Source organism: Prevotella sp. E9-3 (assembly GCF_022024015.1).
Classification (GTDB): Bacteria; Bacteroidota; Bacteroidia; order Bacteroidales; family Bacteroidaceae; genus Prevotella.
In genome coordinates this window covers 2,798,622-2,819,962 of the sequence record NZ_CP091786.1, presented here as the reverse complement: position 1 = coordinate 2,819,962, position 21,341 = coordinate 2,798,622, and the positions used below count along the sequence as shown (strand labels likewise).

The following is a 21,341-nucleotide window of genomic DNA, read 5'->3' as shown; positions in this document are numbered from 1 at the left end:
TTCATAATGCATAATTCATAATTCATAATTGTGCAAATGAAGAGGGATAAAGGTTAAGAGAAAGATAAGAAAACGACCTCACAAGTGTGTTGTGAGGCCGTTGCTGTTTTATGATAGTTTTGCCAGTTCCAGCACTTTGTCGATGGCAGCAGTGATGCCGTCGGCACTCTTGCCGCCTGCCTGAGCAAAGTGGGGCTGTCCGCCACCGCCACCCTGAATCAGTTTGGCAGCCTCGCGCACCATCTGTCCGGCATTCAGACCGTGGTCGCTTACCAGGTCGTCGCTCATCATGATAGTGAGCTGTGGCTTGTCCTGATGTACGGTACCCAGCACACAGAGTAGTGAACCCTCTACATTGGCACGTACCTTGAAGGCAAGGTCCTTGGCTGCAGCAGGAGTCATAGGTAGATGGGCTGATACCACCTTCACACCATTCACCTCACGGGCCTTCTCGACCAACTGCTGAGCAGCGCGCTCAACGGCCTGAGCCTGGAACGACTCAATCTCCTTCTTCATGTGGTCGTGTTCCTCAATATATTTCTGGATAACGCCCTGCAGGTCTTTGGCATTGTTAAAGAACGACTTCACGGCCTTCAGCATGTCCTCGGTCTGATAGAGCAGTTCTTCGCATTCCTTGCCGGTCTTGGCCTCGATACGACGAATGCCGGCAGCCACACTGCTTTCGGAAACGATCTTGAAGAAGCCGATGCGACCGGTGCTAGTGGCGTGAATACCGCCGCAGAGCTCGCAAGAGGGACCAAAGCGCATCACACGCACCTTGTCGCCATACTTCTCGCCAAAGAGTGCAATGGCTCCCAGTTTCTTGGCCTCGTCCATAGGCATGTCGCGGTGCTCATCGCGTGGCAGGTCCTGACGAATCATGTCGTTGACCATGCGCTCTACCTCGCGCAACTGCTCGTCAGTAACTTTCTCAAAGTGTGAGAAGTCGAAACGCAGTGTGTCGGGGCTTACGAACGAGCCCTTCTGCTCTACATGGTCGCCCAGCACCTGTTTCAGAGCATAGTCGAGCAGGTGGGTAGCGGTATGGTTGGCAGCCGAGGCATCGCGCTTGTCGGTATCTACACAGGCCATGAAAGGTGCCGAAGGATCCTTTGGCAACTGCTTTACAATATGTATGGTCTGACCGTTCTCGCGTTTTGAGTCAATCACTTCGATGGTCTCTGTCTCAGAAACGAGTACGCCCTGATCGCCTACCTGTCCACCCATCTCACCATAGAAAGGAGTAGAAGAGAGAACAATTTCGTAGAACTCGTTCTTCTTCTGAGTTACCTTGCGGTAGCGGAGTATCTCGCACTCGTATTCAGAATAGTCGTAGCCTACGAACTGTTGCTCGCCGGGCTTCAGTTCTACCCAGTCACTATTCTCTACTGCAGCAGCGTTGCGGGCACGGTCTTTCTGTTTCTGCATCTCAACATTGAACTGCTCTTCGTTGACGGTGAAACCGTTCTCACGGCAAATCAGTTCTGTTAGGTCGAGAGGGAAACCATAGGTATCGAACATGCGGAAGGCCTGCTCGCCATCCAGTTCGGTCTTCTTCTCCTGGCGCAACTGCTCCATGGCTTTGTCGAGCAGCTGGATACCCTTGTCAAGGGTGCGGAGGAATGAATCTTCCTCTTCCTTCATCACCTTGGCAATGAGTTGCTGCTGAGCCTTCAGTTCGGGGAAAGCATCGCCCATCTCCTCAACGAGGGTGGGGATGAGCTTGTAGAGGAATGCCTCTTTCTGCCCCAGGAAGGTATAGGCATAGCGTACGGCGCGGCGCAGAATGCGGCGAATCACATAGCCGGCCTTGGCATTGCTGGGCAGCTGACCGTCAGCAATTGAGAATGAAACGGCGCGCAAGTGGTCGGCGCATACACGCATAGCCACGTTGATGTCATCCTGTTCTTTGCTGACAGGATTCTCGGTTTCTTCCTCAAAGGTAGTATATTTCAGACCCGTAATCTGTTGCTCAGCCTTGATGATGGGCTGGAACACATCGGTGTCATAGTTTGAATGCTTGCCTTGCAGCATGCGTACCAGACGCTCGAAGCCCATACCGGTATCAATCACCTTCATGGAGAGCTTCTCCAACGAGCCGTCGGCCTTTCGGTTGTATTGCATGAACACAATGTTCCAGATTTCGATGACCTGCGGGTCGTCCTGGTTCACAAGCTCGCGACCGCTCTTGCCAGAAGCAGCCTTCTGTTCAGGAGTACGGCTATCTACATGGATCTCTGAGCAGGGACCGCAAGGACCGGTATCGCCCATTTCCCAGAAGTTGTCGTGCTTGTTGCCGTTGATGATGTGGTCGGCAGGCACATGCTTCAGCCAGTAGCCGGCAGCCTCGTCGTCACGCTCCAGACCTTCGCTGGGATCGCCCTCAAACACTGTCACGTAAAGGTCTTCGGGGTTTAGTTTCAGCACATCAACCAGATATTCCCATGCCATGTCGATGGCACCTTCCTTGAAGTAGTCACCAAACGACCAGTTGCCCAGCATCTCGAACATGGTGTGGTGGTAGGTGTCGTGGCCTACTTCCTCCAGGTCGTTATGCTTACCGCTGACGCGCAAACATTTCTGGGTATCGGCACGACGGCGAGGCTCAGGGTCGCGGGTTCCCAGGATAATGTCCTTCCACTGGTTCATACCGGCGTTGGTGAACATCAGCGTCGGGTCGTCCTTGATTACCATCGGAGCCGAGGGCACGATGGCATGTTGTTTCGACTCGAAAAACTTCTTGAATGAGTCGCGAATTTCTTTTGCAGTCATTATTAATTGGGGTTATTTTCAATTTTGCGTGCAAAATTACTCTTTTTTCTCAAATAAGCGAAGCATTCTCATGCATTTTTTGTAATTTTGCATACAATTAGGCTCTAACGACTCTTAATCATCAAATCTACAGGTAATAAAGCATAATAATAAGAAATGTACGTGCGTACCTTGTTTATCTTGTTGCTCCTGATGCTCGCCTCGGGTGCAAAGGCACAACAACAGGCTGCTACCTCCATATCCTGTACCGTGAAAAAGGTGCAGGTGGAGCGGCTGCCCGACCTTAACATCCCACGTGGTGGAGGAAGCACGCTGGTCATTAATGGCATCCCATACGTCATGGGAGGTCATACTTCGGGTTTCGTACCCACGCCCACCGCCGAGTATTTCGAGAACGGTGAGTGGCATGTGTTGCCTATGGTCTATACCCACGACCACGGCTTGTGCCAGCCACTTCCATCGGGCAAAGTGCTACTGGCTGCTGGTCATGAGAAAGCCTTAGGCATAGGACAGACTTTTTCCGTGGAACTTTTTGATCCTGAGACACGCACTTTTGAGGGCTACGGCTGCATGGAGAAGAAACGCTTCTTCCCTTCATCGGCCCTGCTGGCAGACGGACGTGTGCTCATCAGTGGCAACTCTTACGAGGAAGACTGCATGGAGGTGTTCGATGGTTCGCGACAGAACAAGTTCGTCAAGTCGGTGTCGGTCTTCCGGGCTTCTCCTTTCATCTTCCCGATAGCTTCAGACGATGCCCTCGTCATAGGATGTATGGACGGAAACATGGCTCTCAACTCCGATACGGTAGTTGTGGATCGCTTGAAAGGCGATGCTCCGCAGATGCCGCTGTTCAACGAGTGGTATCCCATATCCGTGCTGCTTCCCAAACCGGCCGAAGCCAGTCGTATCAGTCGGGATTCGTGCCAGTACGCCTATCTGCTCTTGGTGCTTAACAAAAAGAGCCAAGAGGCAGCAATAGCCAAACTGGAGGGCACCGACCTTCAATTGCTGCCTACCGATTGCAGCATCCCCATGAGCGTTAAGGCAGGAGGACGCTTGGAGTGGTTCACGTCTGTCATAGTCGATCGTGCTATCCACCGAGGCTATGTCGTGGGGCGTGACGAGAGATTCCATCTGTATGTCCTTGCTGTGGAGTACGACAAGCAGCCCGCTCGCCTTACTCTCTATGAGACGGAACTACAGGATTCCCTGCCTTTCTCTACTCCTGTTCTTCTGCCCGATGGCGATTTGCTGATGACAGGCGGCATTACCGACAATAATTTCACTCCTTTTGCTACTGCGTATCGATTCCACCTTGGTACCACCGATGACGTTGAGGCAGAGGCCGGTAACGGCTGGCTCTGGCTGTCGCTACTCTTCATTGCCGTATTGACGGGCGGTGCCGCCGCTTTATGGCTCCTCAGAAGAAAACGGAAACCACAGTCTGTTGCTGTGCCTGACGACTCTACTCTGCCCGACAATCTGTTGTTGGCGCGTATCTGCGACCTGATGGAGAATGAGAAACCCTATCTGAACAGTGAGTTGAAGGTGGCCGACATTGCCGAACTGGCAGGTACAAACAGCCGTAACGTGTCAGATTGTATCAAGGCAGCACGTGGCTGTTCCTTCTCGCAGTTTGTCAACGCCTACCGTATTGACTATGCCAAGCAGTTGCTTGTCAGTCAGCCTGACATCAAGGTGGCAGCCGTTGCGCTGCAATCGGGCTTCGCCAACGAAATGTCGTTCTTCCGTACCTTCAAGGCCCACTTAGGCATGACACCTAAGGAGTGGAAGGATACTCAAGTTTCCTAAGGGAATACTGAGACAAAAGACGCAAATCGACTAACATTTCTTGCAATTGTTAGTCGATTTGCGCTTTTTGTTAGTTCCTATATGTCCCTTTTTTGCTTTATTTGCACAATCATATTAACAAATAAAAAGAAAGAGATTATGAAAAGACTACTATTTTCATTCCTGTTCGTTCTCACGGCGATAGCCGGATGGGCACAAGAACCAACTACGTTCACCGAAGGTAATTTCAAATATACGGTGACAGATGAAGTAAATCATTACGTTGCAATTGCTAAGGCTGACGAGGCTACCTTCACCAGTGCACTGGTCATCCCGTCGAGTGTGACCTACGAGGATGTAGACTATGCGGTGACTGCAGTTGGAGCCAGCGGTTTCTATGAAACAGGAATCACTAGCGTCACCATTCCTGCTTCTGTGATGACCATTGGCGATGCTGCATTCCAAAGTTGCGGCAGCTTGGCCAGCATCACCATTGAGGATAGCGAGACTCCATTGACCATGCCAGGAACATGGTGGGAACGTCCTTTCTGGAGTCCAGCCACCACCATTTACATTGGTCGTGACCTGACACTGACAGGAGAAGAGGTTAACCCACTCACTTACGATGCCACCAGTGTGGAGTTTGGCCCGCAAGTAACCACCATTAATCCTGCGTTGTTCTATAGTAGCTCCAAACTGGCAAGCATCATTATTGGCAATGGTGTAACCACCATCGGTGAGTCGGCTTTTCTTGCATGTGGCCAATCAGATGAGGTTACTGAAACTGTGGTGACGATGGGCAGCAACGTGACGAGCATCGGCACAAATGCTTTTAAAGATTGTACTCATATAAAATCCGTCACGTTGCCTTCAAAACTGACAACCATTGGCAATGAGGCATTTAATGGAAGTAGTTTAACCAGCGTCACCATTCCTGCTTCTGTGATGACCATTGGCGATGCTGCATTCCAAAACTGCAATAGCATGGCCAGCATCACCATTGAGGATAGCGAGACTCCATTGATTATGCCAGGAACATGGTATGAACGTCCTTTCTGGAGTCCAGCCACCACCATTTACATTGGTCGTGACCTGACACTGACAGGAGAAGAGGTTAACCCACTCACTTACGATGCCACCAGTGTGGAGTTTGGCCCGCAAGTAACCACCATTAATCCTGCGTTGTTCTATAGTAACTCCAAACTGGCAAGCATCATTATTGGCAATGGTGTAACCACCATCGGTGAGTCGGCTTTTCTTGCATGTGGCCAATCAGATGAGGTTACTGAAACTGTGGTGACGATGGGCAGCAACGTGACGAGCATCGGCACAAATGCTTTTAAAGATTGTACTCATATAAAATCCGTCACGTTGCCTTCAAAACTGACAACCATTGGCAATGAGGCATTTAATGGAAGTAGTTTAACCAGCGTCACCATTCCTGCTTCTGTGATGACCATTGGCGATGCTGCATTCCAAAACTGCAATAGCATGGCCAGCATCACCATTGAGGATAGCGAGACTCCATTGATCATGCCAGGAACATGGTATGAACGTCCTTTCTGGAGTCCAGCCACCACCATTTACATTGGTCGTGACCTGACACTGACAGGAGAAGAGGTTAACCCAATTTTCGTCAGTGCCACGAGTGTAGAGTTCGGCTCAAAGGTGACCAAGATCAGTGCGCCTATCTCAGGATTGTTGACCAACGTGAAGACTCCTTGGCTGACACCTATCACAATAGATGAAGGTATTTTCAACGACACCGAGTTGGAAAATGCCACGCTGTGGGTTCCTGGCGGAACAATGGATGCATACGAGGCAGCTGATAACTGGAAGGAGTTCGCTCACAAAAATTTCGCCAGCTTTGTGGTCAGCATCACAGCTTCGGCTCATGGTACGCTGGCTGTTGCTGATATTAGCTCTACCAACAATGAAACGAAGACCACCCTTATCGACCGCGAGACGGATGCTGTGTTCACCGTTACTCCTGCCACAGGTTATGAGTTGAAGACCTTCACTGTAAACAGCGAAGCCAAGACACCTACAGAAGGCAAATACACCGTCAGCAACCTGCTGGCCGACCAGACTGTTGTCGCCTCGTTCTCTGCCATCAAATACGACCTGATCTTAACGCTGAACGGTGGTACGGCAACGAACCCCGAAACTTACACCATCGAGACAACGACCTTCACGCTGAACAACCCGACGAAGGCAGGTTATGACTTCGCAGGCTGGAAGCTCAATGGCGTAGGCGAGGCTATGATGACTGTCACCATCGCTCAGGGCAGCACAGGCCACTTGGCATATACCGCCACATGGACACCTACTGTATATAATATTGTGTACACGATGGATGGCGGTACGGCTACTCCTGCTAATCCCACGACTTACACCATCGAGACCGAAACCTTCACGCTGAACAACCCCACCAAGACGGGTCATACCTTCAAGGGCTGGAAGCTGAATGGCGAGGGCGATGCTATGATGGAAGTGACGATTGCTCAGGGCAGCACAGGTCATCTGGCCTACACCGCTACCTGGCAGGTGAACAAGTACACCATCACGTTTGATAGTAATGGAGGTTCTGCTGTTGATCCCATCACTCAAGACTACGGGACCACGGTGACAGCTCCTGACGATCCTACAAAGCCTGGATGCAACTTCGCAGGATGGACACCTGAACTGCCTGAGACGATGCCTGCTGAAAATATGACGGTGACGGCTACTTGGACGGAGCTGACCTATACCGTAAGTATCACGGGTGGTGGCGTTAGTGCCGACAATATGAATCCTAAGTATGGTGACGATGTGGTGATTACCATTGCCGAAGACGAGGATCGCACACTGAATACGCTGACTGTGAACGGTGAGGATGTGACTGCATACGTGGTTGACGGGCAGTACACTATCCATAATGTTACTGGCAACGTGGTTGTTGTAGCTACCTTCAACGCTACGAAGGAGTTCATTACTCTGGCTCAGGGCGTGAGTACCTTCAGTTGCGCTCAAGACCTGAACTTCACCGGCAGTGGACTCAAAGCTTACATCGCCGCTGGTTATAACAAGAACAGCAAAGTAGTGCTTCTGGTACGTGTCTATGACATTCCTGCTGGCACAGGTCTCTATCTGAAGGGTGAGGCTGGTGTGACCTATAAGATTCCATATAGCACTTCGCAGGCCTACTATGTGAATATGCTCAAAGCAAACCTCACTGCAAGCTCGATTGCCAAGACTTCTGGCGACATGAGCAACTTCCTGCTCAACAAGGTGGACGGCGAATATGGATTCTTCGCTCCCTCGGAGACGGCAACGCTTGGAGCCCAAAAGGCTTACCTGCAGGTGCCTACCTCGTTTATGTCAGGTTCAGAGGAAGCTCGTGCTATCAGCATTGCTTTCGAGGATGATGGAACTGATATAACCACTAATATCAGCGATTTCGAACTGTTCACCAACAGCAATGAGCATCTCTATAACCTGAAGGGACAACGCGTAGAGAAGGCTGGACGTGGCCTCTATATTAAGAATGGTAAGAAGGTCGTGATAAAGTAACTCTAAAAGGTATGAAACAGATGAAGAAAACATATCAATAACCCGTCACAAGGGAACTGCTTATCAAGGCAGTTCCCCTGCTGGCAGGCTCCTATTTACAAGAAGGAGAAACAGAAAATGGAGGAGGAATTGATCCTGATACCGAGGTTGATACAGGTTTAAGTCGTCGTAACAATTTCTGGGACGAAGACGGGGAGGACTGTTATTAAGTTAAAGAAATAAAAAGTGCTGTTCGCTTGCTGAAGATTTCGTATCTTTGTAAACTAAAAAGAAATAAGCGTATGGCACTTAACCTCGACAAAAACTTGAAAATGTACTACTCCATCAAGGAGGTGGCCGATATGTTTGGCCTGAACGAGAGTACGTTACGTTACTGGGAGAAGGAATTTCCCATGTTGCGGCCTAAGACTGTAAGCGGTACAAATGTGCGCCAATATTCTGAGAAGGATATTGAACAGGTTAAGTTAATCTACAATTTGGTGAAAGTGCGTGGATTCAAGTTGGCCGCAGCCAAGAAGATGCTGCATGCCAACCGTGACGGTGCCGACCGCCGTGCCGATGTGCTTTTCCGCCTGATTAGTGTTCGTGACGAACTGCAGGCATTGAAGCATGAACTTGACGGCTTGACTTAAAAATTCTTTTCCCCCTTTTTCCCCTTTTCTGAGTTCCCCCCGTTACCGTAAATGAGGGCTTTTCCCCTCAATTACTATATCTAAAGGCTTTTCTCTTATTACAGTATCTGTGAGATTTCTTTCAGATCGTCAACCTCTTTCAGCTTGTCGATAATCTCCTTCACATCGTTGCGGTCGTGAATACGAAGGTCGATGGTACCCTCGAACACGCCGTCTTCAGTGGTGAAGGTCAGTTTGCGGATGTCCACCGACATCTGGCGTGAGATGACGCTGGTTACTTCGTTCACCAGTCCGCGGCGGTCAATACCTCCCAGACGGATGGTAGCGTCGAAGAACAGCGTTTTGTGCATGTCCCATTTCGCATCGAGAATGCGGTTTCCATAACTGGTCTTCAAGCGGTTGGCCACCGGACAGGCACGCTTGTGAATCTCTATCTGGTTCTTATTGTCAATATAGCCAAGCACATCATCGCCGGGAATGGGATGACAACAGTTGGGGAACTTATACTGACTGATATTGTCGTCGGTGATAAAGATGGGCTTCTTGCGGTTGAACTTGTCGGGAACAACAAACAGCTCGGTCTGCTCGCCTTGCTCTTTCTTCTTCGATTTCACAAAGGGTACAAACTTGCGCCATCCGCCGCCACTGTTGGTGTCGCTCTTCTTGCCAGTCAGCTCGTCAAGGTCTTTCTCGCCCAAGAGAATCACCTTGTCGCCCAAGGCATGATAGAATTCCTCATGGCGCTGCATATCATGGAAGGCCGTCAACTGCTTGGCAATGGCTAGCGAGGGGCGAATGCCGTTCTTCTTCAGCCATTCTTCCAGGATGCTCTCGCCCTTTTTCAGCACCTCACGGTTGTCGCGGCGCAGAATGGCGTGAATCTTGGAGCGTGCCTTGGCCGTGGTAACAAAGTTGAACCACTGCGGCGATACATGTTGCGACTTTGAGGTCAGAATCTCCACCTGATCGCCACTCTGCAACTTATGGCTCAGCGGCACCAGCTTGTGATTCACTTTCGCTCCTATGCAGTGGCTGCCCAGAAAGGTATGGATGGAGAAAGCAAAGTCGAGAGCCGTACATCCGGCAGGCATTGTCTTGATCTCTCCCTTTGGAGTGAATATGAATATCTCGCTGGCAAAGAGGTTCAGCTTGATGGCATCGAGGAAGTCCATGGCATCGGGCTGCGGATCGTCCAGAATCTCCTTGATGGTGTGCAGCCATTCGTTCAGTTCGCTCTCTTTCTCGTCCTCGGTATATTCGTCGCCTTCTTTGTATTTCCAGTGGGCGGCCAGTCCCTGCTCGGCTATCTCGTCCATACGGTCTGAACGTATCTGCACCTCAATCCAGTGACCCTGTTTCGACATGAGGGTAACGTGCAGTGCCTGATAGCCGTTCGATTTAGGATGGTTCACCCAGTCGCGCAAACGGTCGGGGTGACTGCGGTACAACTGGCTCAGTTCCACATAAATGTTGAAGCACTCCTTGGCTTCTGCCTCACGACTGGTAGGAGTAAAGATGATGCGGACGGCCAGGATGTCATAGATCTCATCGAACGTCACATGTTTATTCTGCATCTTCGACCAGATAGAGTAGGGCGTCTTCACTCGTTCGCGAATCTCATATTTCAGTCCCATGCGCTTCAGCATCTCCTCAATGGGGGCTGTAAACTGATCGAACGATTGGTGGCGTGTCACCTGTGTGTCGGCCAGCTTGCGCTCAATAGCGGCATAGTCCTCCGGATGCTCGAAGCGGAAGCTCAGGTTCTCCAGTTCCGACTTTATCTTGTAGAGTCCCAGACGGTGGGCCAGTGGTGCATAGAGATAGAGCGTTTCACCGGCTATCTTGTACTGCTTGTTGGCTGGCTGAGAGTCCAGGGTGCGCATGTTGTGCAGACGGTCGGCAATCTTGATAAGGATGACGCGAATGTCTTCGCTCATGGTGAGCAGCAACTTTTTGAAGTTCTCTGCTTGGGCTGAGGCCTGTTCGCCGAAGATACCACCGCTAATCTTGGTCAGTCCGTCAACAATCTGGGCAATCTTCGGACCGAACATGTTTGAGATGTCCTCAACGGTGTATTCAGTATCTTCCACCACATCGTGTAACAATGCAGCACAGATGCTCGTAGAACCCAATCCTATTTCCGAGCATACAATCTGTGCTACGGCAATAGGGTGCATGATATAGGGCTCGCCCGACAGGCGGCGCACACCTTTATGGGCTTGTTTGGCAAAGTTGAAAGCCTTTGTGATGAGATCAATTTTCTTGCGATGGCGTGAGTTCAGATAACTGTCGAGCAGTTTCTGAAAGGCATCGTTAATAAGTTTCTCGTCAGCAGCTTCCCTTTGTTTTACTTCATCATCCATAATCTTTCCTCCTTATTGTTTTTTCCAGCTTATCTTCTTATTGTTTAGCAGATTATCTCCGTTTTATTTTACTCTCAGCTTCTGACCGGCACGAATGTTGGTACCTTTGATGCCATTCAACCTGCGCAGCTTGGCCACCGTTGTGTGGTTGCGTCGGGCAATAGCCCCCAGATTGTCGCCCTTGCGCACAGTGACAGTCCTGCCACCGCGAGCCGAACGGCCTCGCCTGGTAGTGCTGACAGCAGGCTCGCTCACTTCTACCACATCGCGCTTGCCCAACAACTGTTCAGCATTATAGTTGCAAATGGAATCCTGCAGGTCAATGAAACGCACCACATCGTTGGGCAGCATCCGTATGGGCATGGGGTGGGTTGCTCCAGGCACTACGTCGCGTCGATAGACGGGGTTCAGTGCACGCAGCATCTCAATATCAATGTCGAGCACTGAGGCTATCTGGTTCAGATTCACATTCCTGTTCACCATCACGGTATCGGTCTTAGCTGGCAGTTCGCAGCGCATCGGACAGATATTGTGCTCGCAATAGTAAGTCATCATATAGTTGGCAGCAATGAAGGCGGGCACGTAGCCGCGTGTCTCCTTTGGGAGGTATGGGTATATCTTCCAATAGTCCTTCTCACCGGCAAACTTTCCGTCGGGTGTGCGTTCGCCTCCTGCACGGTGTATGGCTTTCTGAATGTTAGCCGGACCGCAATTGTAGGCGGCAATGACCAGACTCCAGTCGCCAAAGATGTTGTACAGGTCTTTCAGATAGTGGGCAGCGGCATAGGAAGCACGGACGGGGTCGCGGCGTTCATCAATCAGTGAGTTCACCTCCAGTCCGTAGTCCTTACCGGTAGTAAGCATGAACTGCCAAAGGCCTGTGGCGCCTACTCGCGATACCGCCTTAGGGTTTAAGGCCGATTCGATGATAGGCAGATATTTCAGTTCCAAGGGGAGCTGATAGGCCTCCAGAGCTTCTTCAAAAATAGGCATGTAGAAATTGGCGGCACCCAGCATCAGGCTCACCGAGCGGCGCAATCGCCCTGCATAGCGATCAATGAAGGTCTGCACCACAGCATTGTAGGGCATCTCCATCACAGTGGGCATGCGGCGCAGACGGTCTATGTAAACCTCTTTGTCGAACGTGGGGTTCACATTGCTTGTCTGGCAATCGTTGTCGGCAGAAAGGTATGTCTTTGAGTGGTAGAGACTCAGCAGACTGTCCAAATCTTGGGTCATAGCCTCCGGAAACTCAATCTCTTCTTCATTGCCTTGACTGTCGGTCACGATAATCTCGTCATTTTCGTACTGTGCCATAGCCGGGACAGAAAAGCCCCAGAAAGCACCGAAGATGAGACTGCCGATAATACCTCTTTTAATATTATATATATAATTCCTTGATGTCATTTTCTGATTTTAAAAGTTAAGACTGCAGTTGACGCCTATCGACGTAGCATACAGTGGGTTGCGACTTACGCCCGAGCTCATTACCGAAGGGCGTACTTTCATAGTCAGGTCTTTGGATATGTCAAATTCAGATAGTTCCGCATCCACGTAGGCATCAATCACCGAGATGGCATAGACGCCTACCATCACAAAGAAGCTTAGATCGCGCCAACGGCGATATTTGTCCTTACGACTCTTGAATATCTGTTTGTACCGTTCAATATTTGAGTCGTCAATAGTGCGGCCTAAGTGCAAGAACTTGTTATAACTGGCCGTGTTGGGATCATCGTCCATAATGTCGATATAGGCCTGCTGATAGTCCTTGTACATCATGCTGTTCCACGACATTGCATAGATACATCCCATAAACCCGCCATAGACCAATGGCAGTTTCCAGTATTTGCGGTTATAGATCTGTCCGCCGCCAGGAATGACGAGTGCCAGCCAAAGGGCACGCTGCGGATTGGGCCTCCATGTGCTCCAGTCGCGCGGTTGGCGCTTGGGCTTAAGGTCTTCCGCTCCTGTTGTCGATTCCATGAGTGGAAGGGCACTAATCATAGAATTGACGGCGGCAGCGATAGAATCGTTTACCTCCGTCTTGCTATATAAGGAATCTTTTGCTTCTTTCAGTGCGAATACTGAATCGTTCCCTTCTTTTTGTGAGAATACTGAATCGTTTTCCTCTTTCTGTGATAAAATAGAATCGTTGTCCGTTGTCTGTCCCATCACCGAGGAACCGAAGAACGAGGCTTGCAACATGACGAACAGTGCGCAGAACATCAGTCTGCGCATACCCAGAAGTCGTTGTTGTTGCTGTTTACTTTTCACTTTCCAATCGCTTTCAGTATTCTTTCCAAGTCTTCTTCCGATTCGAAGGGAATGCTGATACGACCCTTTCCTTTGGGCGAGCAGGTGAGCTGCACTTTCGACTGCAGCAGGTCCGACAGTTGTTTCTTTGCCTCGTTGAATCGCTGTGGCAACTGTGCCTTAGAAGCGATTTTCTTGTGAGCCAACTGAACATCCTCACCGCTTTTCAGCATCTGAACCATCTCCTCGACCTTGCGCACAGAGTATTGGTTTTTCTGAACATCCTTGAACAGTTTCAACTGCATCGAGGGCGAGTCCAGTGCCAGTAGTGCACGGGCGTGTCCCATGTCAATCTCGTGATTCTTCAGTGCCATCTGAATCTGGGCAGGCAGTTTCAGCAGGCGCATGTAGTTGGTCACGGCAGTACGGCTCTTGCCTACGCGTTCAGAAATCTTCTCCTGCGTCATACCTGTGGTCTCAGCCAGATGCTCATAGGCCAAAGCTATTTCTATGGCGTTCAGGTCTTCGCGCTGAATATTCTCAACCAGCGCCAGCTCCATCACGTTCTCGTCTTCAACGGTACGTATGTAGGCTGGAATAGAAGTGAGTCCAGCCAGTTGCGAGGCACGCCAACGACGCTCACCGGCAATAATCTGATAGCGGTCGGGAGCCACTTGGCGCAGGGTGATAGGGGCAATGATACCCATCATCTGGATACTGGCAGCCAGTTCGTTCAGAGCGGTCTCGTCAAACTCATGACGGGGCTGCTCAGGGTTGGGTTCTATCTGGCTGATGGGTATCTCGTTCAGGTTTGACGAGCCTTGGGGCCTCACTTCGCTGGTGTCGATAAGCGCATCGAGTCCGCGGCCGTTTCCTATATCGTCAAGTCCACGGCCCAATACGGCCGCTCCTTTTGCATATTTCTTATGTACTGCCATTTATTTGTTCTTGTTAATGATTTCCTTTGCTAAAGCCAGATGGTTCTTTGAACCAGTAGAGTCGGCATCGTAGAGGATGACGGGTAGTCCGTGACTGGGACTCTCTGACAGTTTGACGTTACGCTGAATAACTGTTTTGAACACGAGTTCTTGGAAATGACGCTTCACCTCGTCGTAAATCTGATTGGCCAGGCGCAGGCGAGAGTCGTACATCGTGAGCAGGAAGCCCTCAATTTCCAGCCTCGGGTTTAGTTTCGATTTGATAATCTTGATAGTGTTGAGGAGTTTAGAAATACCTTCCAGTGCAAAGTATTCGCATTGAACAGGGATGATCACCGAATCGGCGGCTGTCAGGGCGTTCACCGTGATGAGGCCCAACGAAGGCGAGCAGTCAATAAGGATATAGTCGTATTCTGAACGGATGGGGTCCAACAACTGTTTGATAACCTTCTCGCGGTTTTGCAGGTTCAGCATCTCAATCTCGGCACCCACCAAGTCTATATGACTGGGAATGATATCAAGTCCGTCGATATCGGTGGTGTAGATAGCATCGCGCACGTCAGCCTTGTCGATAATGCATTCGTAAATGGAGCAGTCCACCTCCTTGATGTCAACGCCCAGTCCGCTGGAAGCGTTGGCCTGTGGGTCAGCATCGACCACCAGAACAGATTTCTCAAGTGTGGCCAGCGAAGCAGCCAGATTAATGGTTGTAGTGGTCTTGCCCACGCCGCCTTTCTGATTGGCTAAAGCAATAATTTTTCCCATTTCCAATCTCTTTTCTTTAGTTTAAGAACTGCAAAGATACATATTTTCCTTTGATAAATACGTTTTTCCTTGTTATTTTTTGATTTTTTATTCTCGTTCTATTCCAAAACAATAGCGGCGATAATGATTCATCGCCGCTATTGTTTTGTACTGTAAGAGTATTCTGTATCTATTATTCTTCTTCATCATCATCCCAAGAGCCGCCGCGCGAGAGTGATGTAGCGCGTTCCGCAGCTTCTGTATTGCTATATGATTGGAGTAAAGACTCTATTTTCAGTCCTACAATCATCGTTTTGGGGGCAGAATAAATCTTTTTCATATGTATTTTCTCCTTTCTTTTTTATTTCATAATTATTTTCTTTCCATTCACAATGTAGAGGCCCTTTGTTGGCTGGGCGATGCGCTGGCCTGCAAGATTGTAGGCTACGCCATTGAGGCTCTGCTCCTGCTTGGCTGATTCAATAGCGGTTATTACTCCATCTTCGAACCAGAACGACTCGCGTGATGCCTGCTCAGTAGGAATCTGGAGATAAGCTCTGTTGGCCAATACCGTATTGCCTTTTGAATTCACCTTATAGAATTTAGGCGTGGCAACGTCGCCTCCCACCTTGTTAACGGTTAGGATATAGTTGGTGTAGTCGCCGTCAGTCTGACTGATATTAGTGTCAGAGGTAACACCAACCAGCCTGTTGGTACCTGCTGATTCAGTATAGATAGTGGTGGGAACGTCCACGCTTGCATTAGCAGTTCCCTCAAGATATAGTCCCGTACCAGCCGCAACTTTACCAGTTACCTGACTTTTTGTCAATGCTCCCGTTGCTTTGTCTGAGCGTATAATGGTATATGCTTTTACGTCTTCAATGCCTGTAAAGTCTAAAGGATAATTTGAGCAGAAGGTTGCCACGCCGTATGAGCTGACGGAAACATTTGTTGTCGTTTGTAAACCATTACTATCATATACTCCATTATTGGTTGCGTCAAATCCTCCGTTTGAAGGGTATTGATTTCCTTCTCCACCGGTTCCGTTGTTCATGATAATTTTTGACCCGGCGGGAACTTCTGCAATATGAATACCATTGTTGGCTGTAATTTTTGTGCCAGGCCAAACTCCTGAAGATGGTATGTCTCTCGCTGATTCTTGAACATACGTGTAAACATAAGTGTTTTCCCAGCCATTCGGACTAACAATTGCTATCGTGTTATAATCGGTTATATAGCTTCCGCTGACAGCCCAATTATTATTTCCATTGCTCCATGAAATAGTAATTGAAACCCATTTCGCATCAGCGTTTTGGGTTATGTAAAAAGCTTTGCTTGAATTTTTCCAATCTGTTGTCACAGTTGTGTTTGTAACATCTGCGTCATTTGCGGAGCTGGCAGGACCTATGTTTGTCCATGTATCACTTGAAGTGTCTCTAAACCGGAAATACCAATTTCCTGAGTTTACATAACTACCAGGAACAATAATCTTGTAATTATTTTCAGACATCCAAGTGAACTTGAAATTAGCATTGTTGTCTGATGTGCTCCAGTTGTTGTTTTCTCCGCACACAAGGTACATGTCGCCCCACGCACTCGCAGCATTCACTCCTCCCACTATGAGGAGCATCATAAGTAAAAGTTTTTTCATTTTGGTAGATTTTAATCGTTATTTATTTTGTTAGTAAGTTTTCAGAGAAAAGAGGGATAACTAAGCATGGTTCCCGCTCGCATGTCCATGATAGAATAGGGCGGAATAGTGTGCAATACAGAATTGCATGGGTGAAGGGATAGTAAATAGTCTTTCATGTTACACCGTTTGTGATCAATTAGAATTATTTTCCAACGGGCAAAGGTAATATATTATTAAATAGGTGGTAGCGCTTTATGTGCTAAAAATGATTCTGAAACTGTGCAAACGATTAATTTTTTTTATACAAATATGTCACGAGGCACGCAGTTGCCCGTCATGGAGCTTCCGCGTGCCTCTTTAGTACATTTACATTTGCCAAATGTTATCGTCCTGTAGGTCTCAGCATAGCCGAGCGCATGGGCGAGTGTTGGCATGAATGTAATACTCTAGTTTAGTCTTATTTCTTATTTTGGGTACAAAGATACTGTCTTTTTCTTTTCTACATTATCCTTTTATAGTAATAGTGCTACCAATTTTCGCATTTTTGTTATCAAAAAGTAAGAAAAAAGCGCATTTTTCACAAAATAGTCGTAACTTTACAACCGTAAAGTAATGAAACACAACTTATGAGAACCTTTCCAGAGTATAACAAACTGATACAAAACATTGAGCAGAGGGGGGTAGATGTGAACAACGAGATACACGGCTTCGCCTTCCCCGGTGCAAACCTCTCCTTTCCTGGCATAGCCATCCACCTGTGTCTGCGAGGAACGGCACGTTTCGTTTATGATATGCAGGAAATAACGGTTGAAAAGAACAACCTGTTGGTCATGATGCCAGGCCATTTCATGCGGGCTGTGGAGTGCTCCGATGACTTTACATACGCCCGCACCGTCGTCTCGTCGGAACTGCTCAAGGACATCAATGCTTACCTCTTCAGCCACGACTCCTACAAGTTTAACAGCGCCCCCACCTGTCAGCTCACCGACGAGCAGGCCGACCGTGTGATGGCCAATGCCAAACTGCTCGCCGCCATCGCCATGCACGATACTACCGACCTGCAGCTGCGCCGTCAGATGTTGCTCACGCAATTGGCAGTGGGCTATGAGTTTGTGAACTACTACTGGAAGGAGCAGGACCGGCAGTGGCGCGACAACCAGACGGCAGCCCTCTACGCCCACTTCTGCGACCTCGTGGTGGCGCACCACCGCGAGCACCGCGATGTGCAATTCTATGCCGCGCAGCTCGGTTATTCCACCCGCTACTTCTCCAAGCTCTTCCTCAAGGTAAGCCACGGCATCTCCGCCCTCGACTACATTGGTCAGCATGTCTGCACCCGGGCCAAGCGTATCATGGACACCGACCCTCACCTGTCTGTCAAGGCCACCGCCTTGGAACTCGGTTTCCCCACCACAGGCAACTTCTGTCGCTACTTCAAGCGCGTCACCGGCATCTATCCTCAGGAGTACAAGAAGCAGGACAACTGACTCGTACCTCTGGTCCTAAAAAACATGGTAACTATTATTCTTAGTCGTGAAAAGATAACTATTACCAAGTAATGGAATGCATATATGACTTCAAAAAATACAACGGTTGAAATAATTATAGCTATAATTTGTTTTAATGCTTTTGCGGACTGGACAGAGTTGACAGACTTTTAGCATGCTGTTTTTGTTCTTTTGTCCTCCCTTTGGCATAAAAACAAAAAAGAGGTCATCAAGACCTCTTTTTTGTGATCCGCTTGGGGTTCGCGCTCGAGCTTGCTCGCTTTCACAAAGCGAAGCGACTGAAAGAACCCTTGGGTGAGAACACCAAGAAATAAAAAAGAGAGACCGTAAAAGTCTCTCTTTTGTGATCCGCTTGGGGCTCGAACCCAAGACCCCAACATTAAAAGTGTTGTGCTCTACCAACTGAGCTAGCGGATCATTGCTTCCTCTTGGAAAGCGGGTGCAAAGGTAATATGTTTTTTCGGAATAACCAAATTTTATTGCATTTTTTTTGCTTCGTCCTCTTCTATAGCTTTCTGGTAGCACTCCCTGCAAAGTGGTTCGTACTCACTTGTCTCGCCAAGGAGGACACGACGGTCGTTCTGTACCTTGCGGTGACTGACATAGGCCAGGCTGCCACAGCGTACACAGATGGCATGCACCTTCGTGACATCATCGGCAATGGCGCAAAGGGCTGGCATAGGACCAAACGGCACTCCTTTGTAGTCCATGTCAAGACCGGCTACGATCACACGTACACCGCGGTTGGCCAGTTCGTTGCACACGTCGATGAGGCCCATGTCGAGGAACTGTGCCTCGTCAATACCCACTACATCGATGTCGCTGGCTAGTAAGAGAATAGAAGCCGACGAGTCGATGGGAGTAGAGAGAATATGGTTCTGGTCGTGACTCACCACATCCTCCTCGGAATAACGCACGTCAATACTGGGTTTGAAAATCTCTACTCGCTGGCGTGCAAACTTAGCACGGCGCATGCGACGAATCAATTCCTCGGTTTTGCCTGAGAACATTGAGCCGCATACCACTTCTATTCTGCCGGGACGGTGTGCCTCTCCCGTGATATATTCTGACATGTTTTTCGAGTTTTAGAAGACAAAAGTACAAAAACGTATAAAAAATTGCAAAGATTTGGTCTGTTTTTTGACTATTATTAAATAAATACTTATTTTTGCATGCTGTATGGGAACACTATACATTGTGCCGACTCCTGTCGGCAACATGGAGGATATGACCTACCGTGCAGTCCGCATCCTGAAGGAAGCAGACGTGGTGTTGGCCGAGGATACTCGCACATCGGGCATCCTTTTGAAGCATTTTGAAATTCACAACCATCTTCTTTCGCATCATAAGTTCAACGAACATGGCACCAGCGCCGGTGTGGTGCAACGCCTGTTGGCTGGACAGACAGTGGCCTTGATCAGCGATGCTGGTACGCCGGGAATCAGTGACCCAGGTTTCTTTCTTGTGCGTGAAGCTGTGAGGGCGGGAGTGGAAGTGCAGTGCCTGCCTGGTGCAACGGCTTTTGTGCCGGCGCTGGTGAGCAGCGGACTGCCCTGCGACCGTTTTTGCTTTGAAGGGTTCCTGCCACAGAAGAAAGGCCGACAGACAAAACTTTTGTCGCTTCAGGAAGAAGAACGTACGATGATCTTCTATGAATCGCCTTACAGGGTGGTGAAAACTTTGGAGCAGTTTGCTGAGGTGTTTGGTGCCGACCGACAGGTAAGTGTGTGCCGGGAAATATCGAAGGTGCACGAAGAGAGCGTACGCGGAACGCTGGAAGAGGTGATAGCTCATTTCAAGGAGCGCGAACCCAAAGGCGAAATTGTTATAGTGCTTGCCGGAAAAGAGGAAAAAGGCAAGAAAAAAGAAGACAAAGAATAGAAAGATATCTGAAAATACATATTTATTATGAAGAAAATTATTGTTTTGGCAGCCTTGGCCATGGCTATGACTGCCTGTACGGAAAACAAAAAGCAACAGCAGAACGCACTGGATCAGCAGCGCGATTCGCTGAATCAGATTATTGCCCAGAAGGACAATGAGATTAACGATATGGTGGGAACCTTGAACGATATCGAAGAGGGATTCCGCGAAATCACTGAAGCTCAGGGACGTGTGTCGGTGGCTCAGCGTGGAGAGGGTACCAGTTCGGCTGCCCGTATCCGTGAGAACATGCAGTTCATTCAGAGCACTATGCAGCAGAACCGTGAACTGATCAACAAGCTGCGCACTCAGTTGCGCCAGAGTTCAATCAACGGGGAACAGTTGAAGCGCACTATCGAGAATCTTACTGCTCAGTTGGAGGAAAAAGATGCCCAGCTGCGTACCTTGCGTGAGGAACTGGCTGCTAAAGATATTCACATTGCCGAGTTGGACGAGACCATCGCCGGTTTGAATGAGGATGTGACAATGTTGAAAGAAGAGAGCACCTCAAAGTCAGAAACCATCACTTCACAGGATAAGCAGTTGAATACAGCATGGTTTGTTTTTGGTACCAAGAAGGAACTGAAGGAACAGAACATTCTGAACGACGGCAAGGTGCTGGAACAGAACTTCAACAAGAGCTACTTCACCAAGATTGATATCCGAGTGGATAAGGAGATCAAACTTTATTCACGCAGTGCAGAGGTGCTCACCGCTCATCCGGCCAACAGCTATACATTGCAGCGTGATGCCAACAAACAGTATATTTTGCGTATCACAAATCCTGAACAGTTCTGGAGCACCAGTAAATATCTTGTAGTATTGGTGAAATAAATCTTACCCCTATATATATAATAATAGGTGAAACTAAGTGCGAGATTGATGTTGTTCAATCTCGCACTTAGTTTTGTATAGCTGTTAAAAAAGTATCAGACCATTTCGAAAGAATAATGGTAGATTACATGACTTTTTGCTTCCGAGAAAGTGTTAATGAAATGTGGAAAAGTTGTGTAATTTTTGAACAAAAATCGCTCTTTTACCAAGAAATTGGTATTTTTTTTGTGTTTTTATTAAAAAATCGTTCTACTTTCGAAAAATATTGTTACTTTTGCAAACTGTTACATAAAGTGACAAATATTCACCGTCTGTAAAGCGGTTAAAAATGTTTAACAGTGTTGAAAAGTGTAATACGATTTATCCAAAAGAAGAAAGCATAGATATCAAAACATCAA

The 21,341-nt window shown here is 48.6% G+C and carries 15 protein-coding genes and 1 tRNA gene; 6 read left to right on the top strand and 10 right to left on the bottom strand.

Annotation, left to right across the window (positions count from 1 at the left end):
• Positions 1-108: 108 nt before the first annotated feature.
• Positions 109-2,772: an alanine--tRNA ligase gene (gene alaS, locus L6475_RS11045; RefSeq protein WP_237820009.1), complete on the bottom strand. Its 2,664-nt coding sequence runs from the start codon at positions 2,770-2,772 to the stop codon at positions 109-111.
• A gap of 156 nt (positions 2,773-2,928) precedes the next feature.
• Between alaS and L6475_RS11040 the strand changes: the two genes are divergently transcribed.
• From L6475_RS11040 to L6475_RS11030, 3 genes are all read left to right on the top strand, one after another.
• Complete coding sequence (locus L6475_RS11040) at positions 2,929-4,584, top strand: helix-turn-helix domain-containing protein (RefSeq protein WP_237820007.1); 1,656 nt, start codon at positions 2,929-2,931, stop codon at positions 4,582-4,584.
• Positions 4,585-4,722: 138 nt separating this feature from the next.
• Positions 4,723-8,115, top strand: coding sequence for a leucine-rich repeat protein (locus L6475_RS11035; protein WP_237820005.1), 3,393 nt, complete (start codon positions 4,723-4,725; stop codon positions 8,113-8,115).
• 281 nt (positions 8,116-8,396) lie between these two features.
• On the top strand, positions 8,397-8,747 hold the full coding sequence (locus L6475_RS11030) for a MerR family transcriptional regulator (protein ID WP_237820003.1): 351 nt from the start codon (positions 8,397-8,399) through the stop codon (positions 8,745-8,747).
• Between the two features lie 98 nt (positions 8,748-8,845).
• On the opposite strand, the gene L6475_RS11025 is transcribed toward L6475_RS11030, so the two are convergent.
• From L6475_RS11025 to L6475_RS10995, 7 genes are all read right to left on the bottom strand, one after another.
• Positions 8,846-11,110 carry a bifunctional (p)ppGpp synthetase/guanosine-3',5'-bis(diphosphate) 3'-pyrophosphohydrolase gene (locus L6475_RS11025; protein WP_237820000.1) on the bottom strand — a complete coding sequence of 755 codons (2,265 nt, stop codon included), beginning with the start codon at positions 11,108-11,110 and terminating at the stop codon, positions 8,846-8,848.
• 63 nt (positions 11,111-11,173) lie between these two features.
• Entirely contained in the window at positions 11,174-12,517 is a 1,344-nt protein-coding gene (locus L6475_RS11020; RefSeq protein WP_370641604.1) for a transglycosylase SLT domain-containing protein, read from the bottom strand.
• A gap of 9 nt (positions 12,518-12,526) precedes the next feature.
• Positions 12,527-13,384 (bottom strand): DUF5683 domain-containing protein, encoded by an 858-nt coding sequence (locus L6475_RS11015; RefSeq protein WP_370641603.1) that lies wholly within the window; start codon positions 13,382-13,384, stop codon positions 12,527-12,529.
• Positions 13,381-14,301, bottom strand: coding sequence for a ParB/RepB/Spo0J family partition protein (locus L6475_RS11010; RefSeq protein ID WP_237819998.1), 921 nt, complete (start codon positions 14,299-14,301; stop codon positions 13,381-13,383). Before L6475_RS11010 ends, L6475_RS11015 begins: the two co-directional genes overlap by 4 nt.
• Positions 14,302-15,066 (bottom strand): ParA family protein, encoded by a 765-nt coding sequence (locus L6475_RS11005; RefSeq protein WP_237819996.1) that lies wholly within the window; start codon positions 15,064-15,066, stop codon positions 14,302-14,304.
• Positions 15,067-15,238: 172 nt separating this feature from the next.
• Positions 15,239-15,385, bottom strand: coding sequence for a hypothetical protein (locus tag L6475_RS11000; RefSeq protein WP_237819994.1), 147 nt, complete (start codon positions 15,383-15,385; stop codon positions 15,239-15,241).
• A gap of 21 nt (positions 15,386-15,406) precedes the next feature.
• A complete protein-coding gene (locus tag L6475_RS10995) occupies positions 15,407-16,678 on the bottom strand; it encodes a hypothetical protein (protein WP_237819992.1) in 1,272 nt (423 codons plus the stop codon).
• Between the two features lie 626 nt (positions 16,679-17,304).
• Here L6475_RS10995 and L6475_RS10990 point away from each other — a divergent pair.
• Positions 17,305-18,165 carry a helix-turn-helix domain-containing protein gene (locus tag L6475_RS10990; protein ID WP_237819991.1) on the top strand — a complete coding sequence of 287 codons (861 nt, stop codon included), beginning with the start codon at positions 17,305-17,307 and terminating at the stop codon, positions 18,163-18,165.
• A gap of 365 nt (positions 18,166-18,530) precedes the next feature.
• On the opposite strand, the gene L6475_RS10985 is transcribed toward L6475_RS10990, so the two are convergent.
• Positions 18,531-18,603, bottom strand: a tRNA-Lys gene (locus tag L6475_RS10985).
• Positions 18,604-18,662: 59 nt separating this feature from the next.
• Complete coding sequence (locus L6475_RS10980) at positions 18,663-19,259, bottom strand: thymidine kinase (RefSeq protein WP_237819989.1); 597 nt, start codon at positions 19,257-19,259, stop codon at positions 18,663-18,665.
• A 106-nt stretch (positions 19,260-19,365) separates the two neighbouring features.
• Between L6475_RS10980 and rsmI the strand changes: the two genes are divergently transcribed.
• Positions 19,366-20,067, top strand: a complete 702-nt coding sequence (gene rsmI, locus L6475_RS10975; protein ID WP_237819987.1) for a 16S rRNA (cytidine(1402)-2'-O)-methyltransferase — start codon at positions 19,366-19,368, stop codon at positions 20,065-20,067.
• A gap of 27 nt (positions 20,068-20,094) precedes the next feature.
• Positions 20,095-20,943 carry a hypothetical protein gene (locus L6475_RS10970; RefSeq protein ID WP_237819985.1) on the top strand — a complete coding sequence of 283 codons (849 nt, stop codon included), beginning with the start codon at positions 20,095-20,097 and terminating at the stop codon, positions 20,941-20,943.
• The last annotated feature ends 398 nt before the right edge of the window (positions 20,944-21,341 follow it).

Bases quoted from the DNA above. Each gene is read 5' to 3' on its own strand.
- alaS (WP_237820009.1), bottom strand. From the start codon at position 2,772: ATGACTGCAAAAGAAATTCGCGACTCATTCAAGAAGTTTTTCGAGTCG.
- L6475_RS11040 (WP_237820007.1), top strand. From the start codon at position 2,929: ATGTACGTGCGTACCTTGTTTATCTTGTTGCTCCTGATGCTCGCCTCG.
- L6475_RS11035 (WP_237820005.1), top strand. From the start codon at position 4,723: ATGAAAAGACTACTATTTTCATTCCTGTTCGTTCTCACGGCGATAGCC.
- L6475_RS11030 (WP_237820003.1), top strand. From the start codon at position 8,397: ATGGCACTTAACCTCGACAAAAACTTGAAAATGTACTACTCCATCAAG.
- L6475_RS11025 (WP_237820000.1), bottom strand. From the start codon at position 11,110: ATGGATGATGAAGTAAAACAAAGGGAAGCTGCTGACGAGAAACTTATT.
- L6475_RS11020 (WP_370641604.1), bottom strand. From the start codon at position 12,517: ATGACATCAAGGAATTATATATATAATATTAAAAGAGGTATTATCGGC.
- L6475_RS11010 (WP_237819998.1), bottom strand. From the start codon at position 14,301: ATGGCAGTACATAAGAAATATGCAAAAGGAGCGGCCGTATTGGGCCGT.
- L6475_RS11005 (WP_237819996.1), bottom strand. From the start codon at position 15,066: ATGGGAAAAATTATTGCTTTAGCCAATCAGAAAGGCGGCGTGGGCAAG.
- L6475_RS11000 (WP_237819994.1), bottom strand. From the start codon at position 15,385: ATGAAAAAGATTTATTCTGCCCCCAAAACGATGATTGTAGGACTGAAA.
- L6475_RS10995 (WP_237819992.1), bottom strand. From the start codon at position 16,678: ATGATGCTCCTCATAGTGGGAGGAGTGAATGCTGCGAGTGCGTGGGGC.
- L6475_RS10990 (WP_237819991.1), top strand. From the start codon at position 17,305: ATGAGAACCTTTCCAGAGTATAACAAACTGATACAAAACATTGAGCAG.
- L6475_RS10980 (WP_237819989.1), bottom strand. From the start codon at position 19,259: ATGTCAGAATATATCACGGGAGAGGCACACCGTCCCGGCAGAATAGAA.
- rsmI (WP_237819987.1), top strand. From the start codon at position 19,366: ATGGGAACACTATACATTGTGCCGACTCCTGTCGGCAACATGGAGGAT.
- L6475_RS10970 (WP_237819985.1), top strand. From the start codon at position 20,095: ATGAAGAAAATTATTGTTTTGGCAGCCTTGGCCATGGCTATGACTGCC.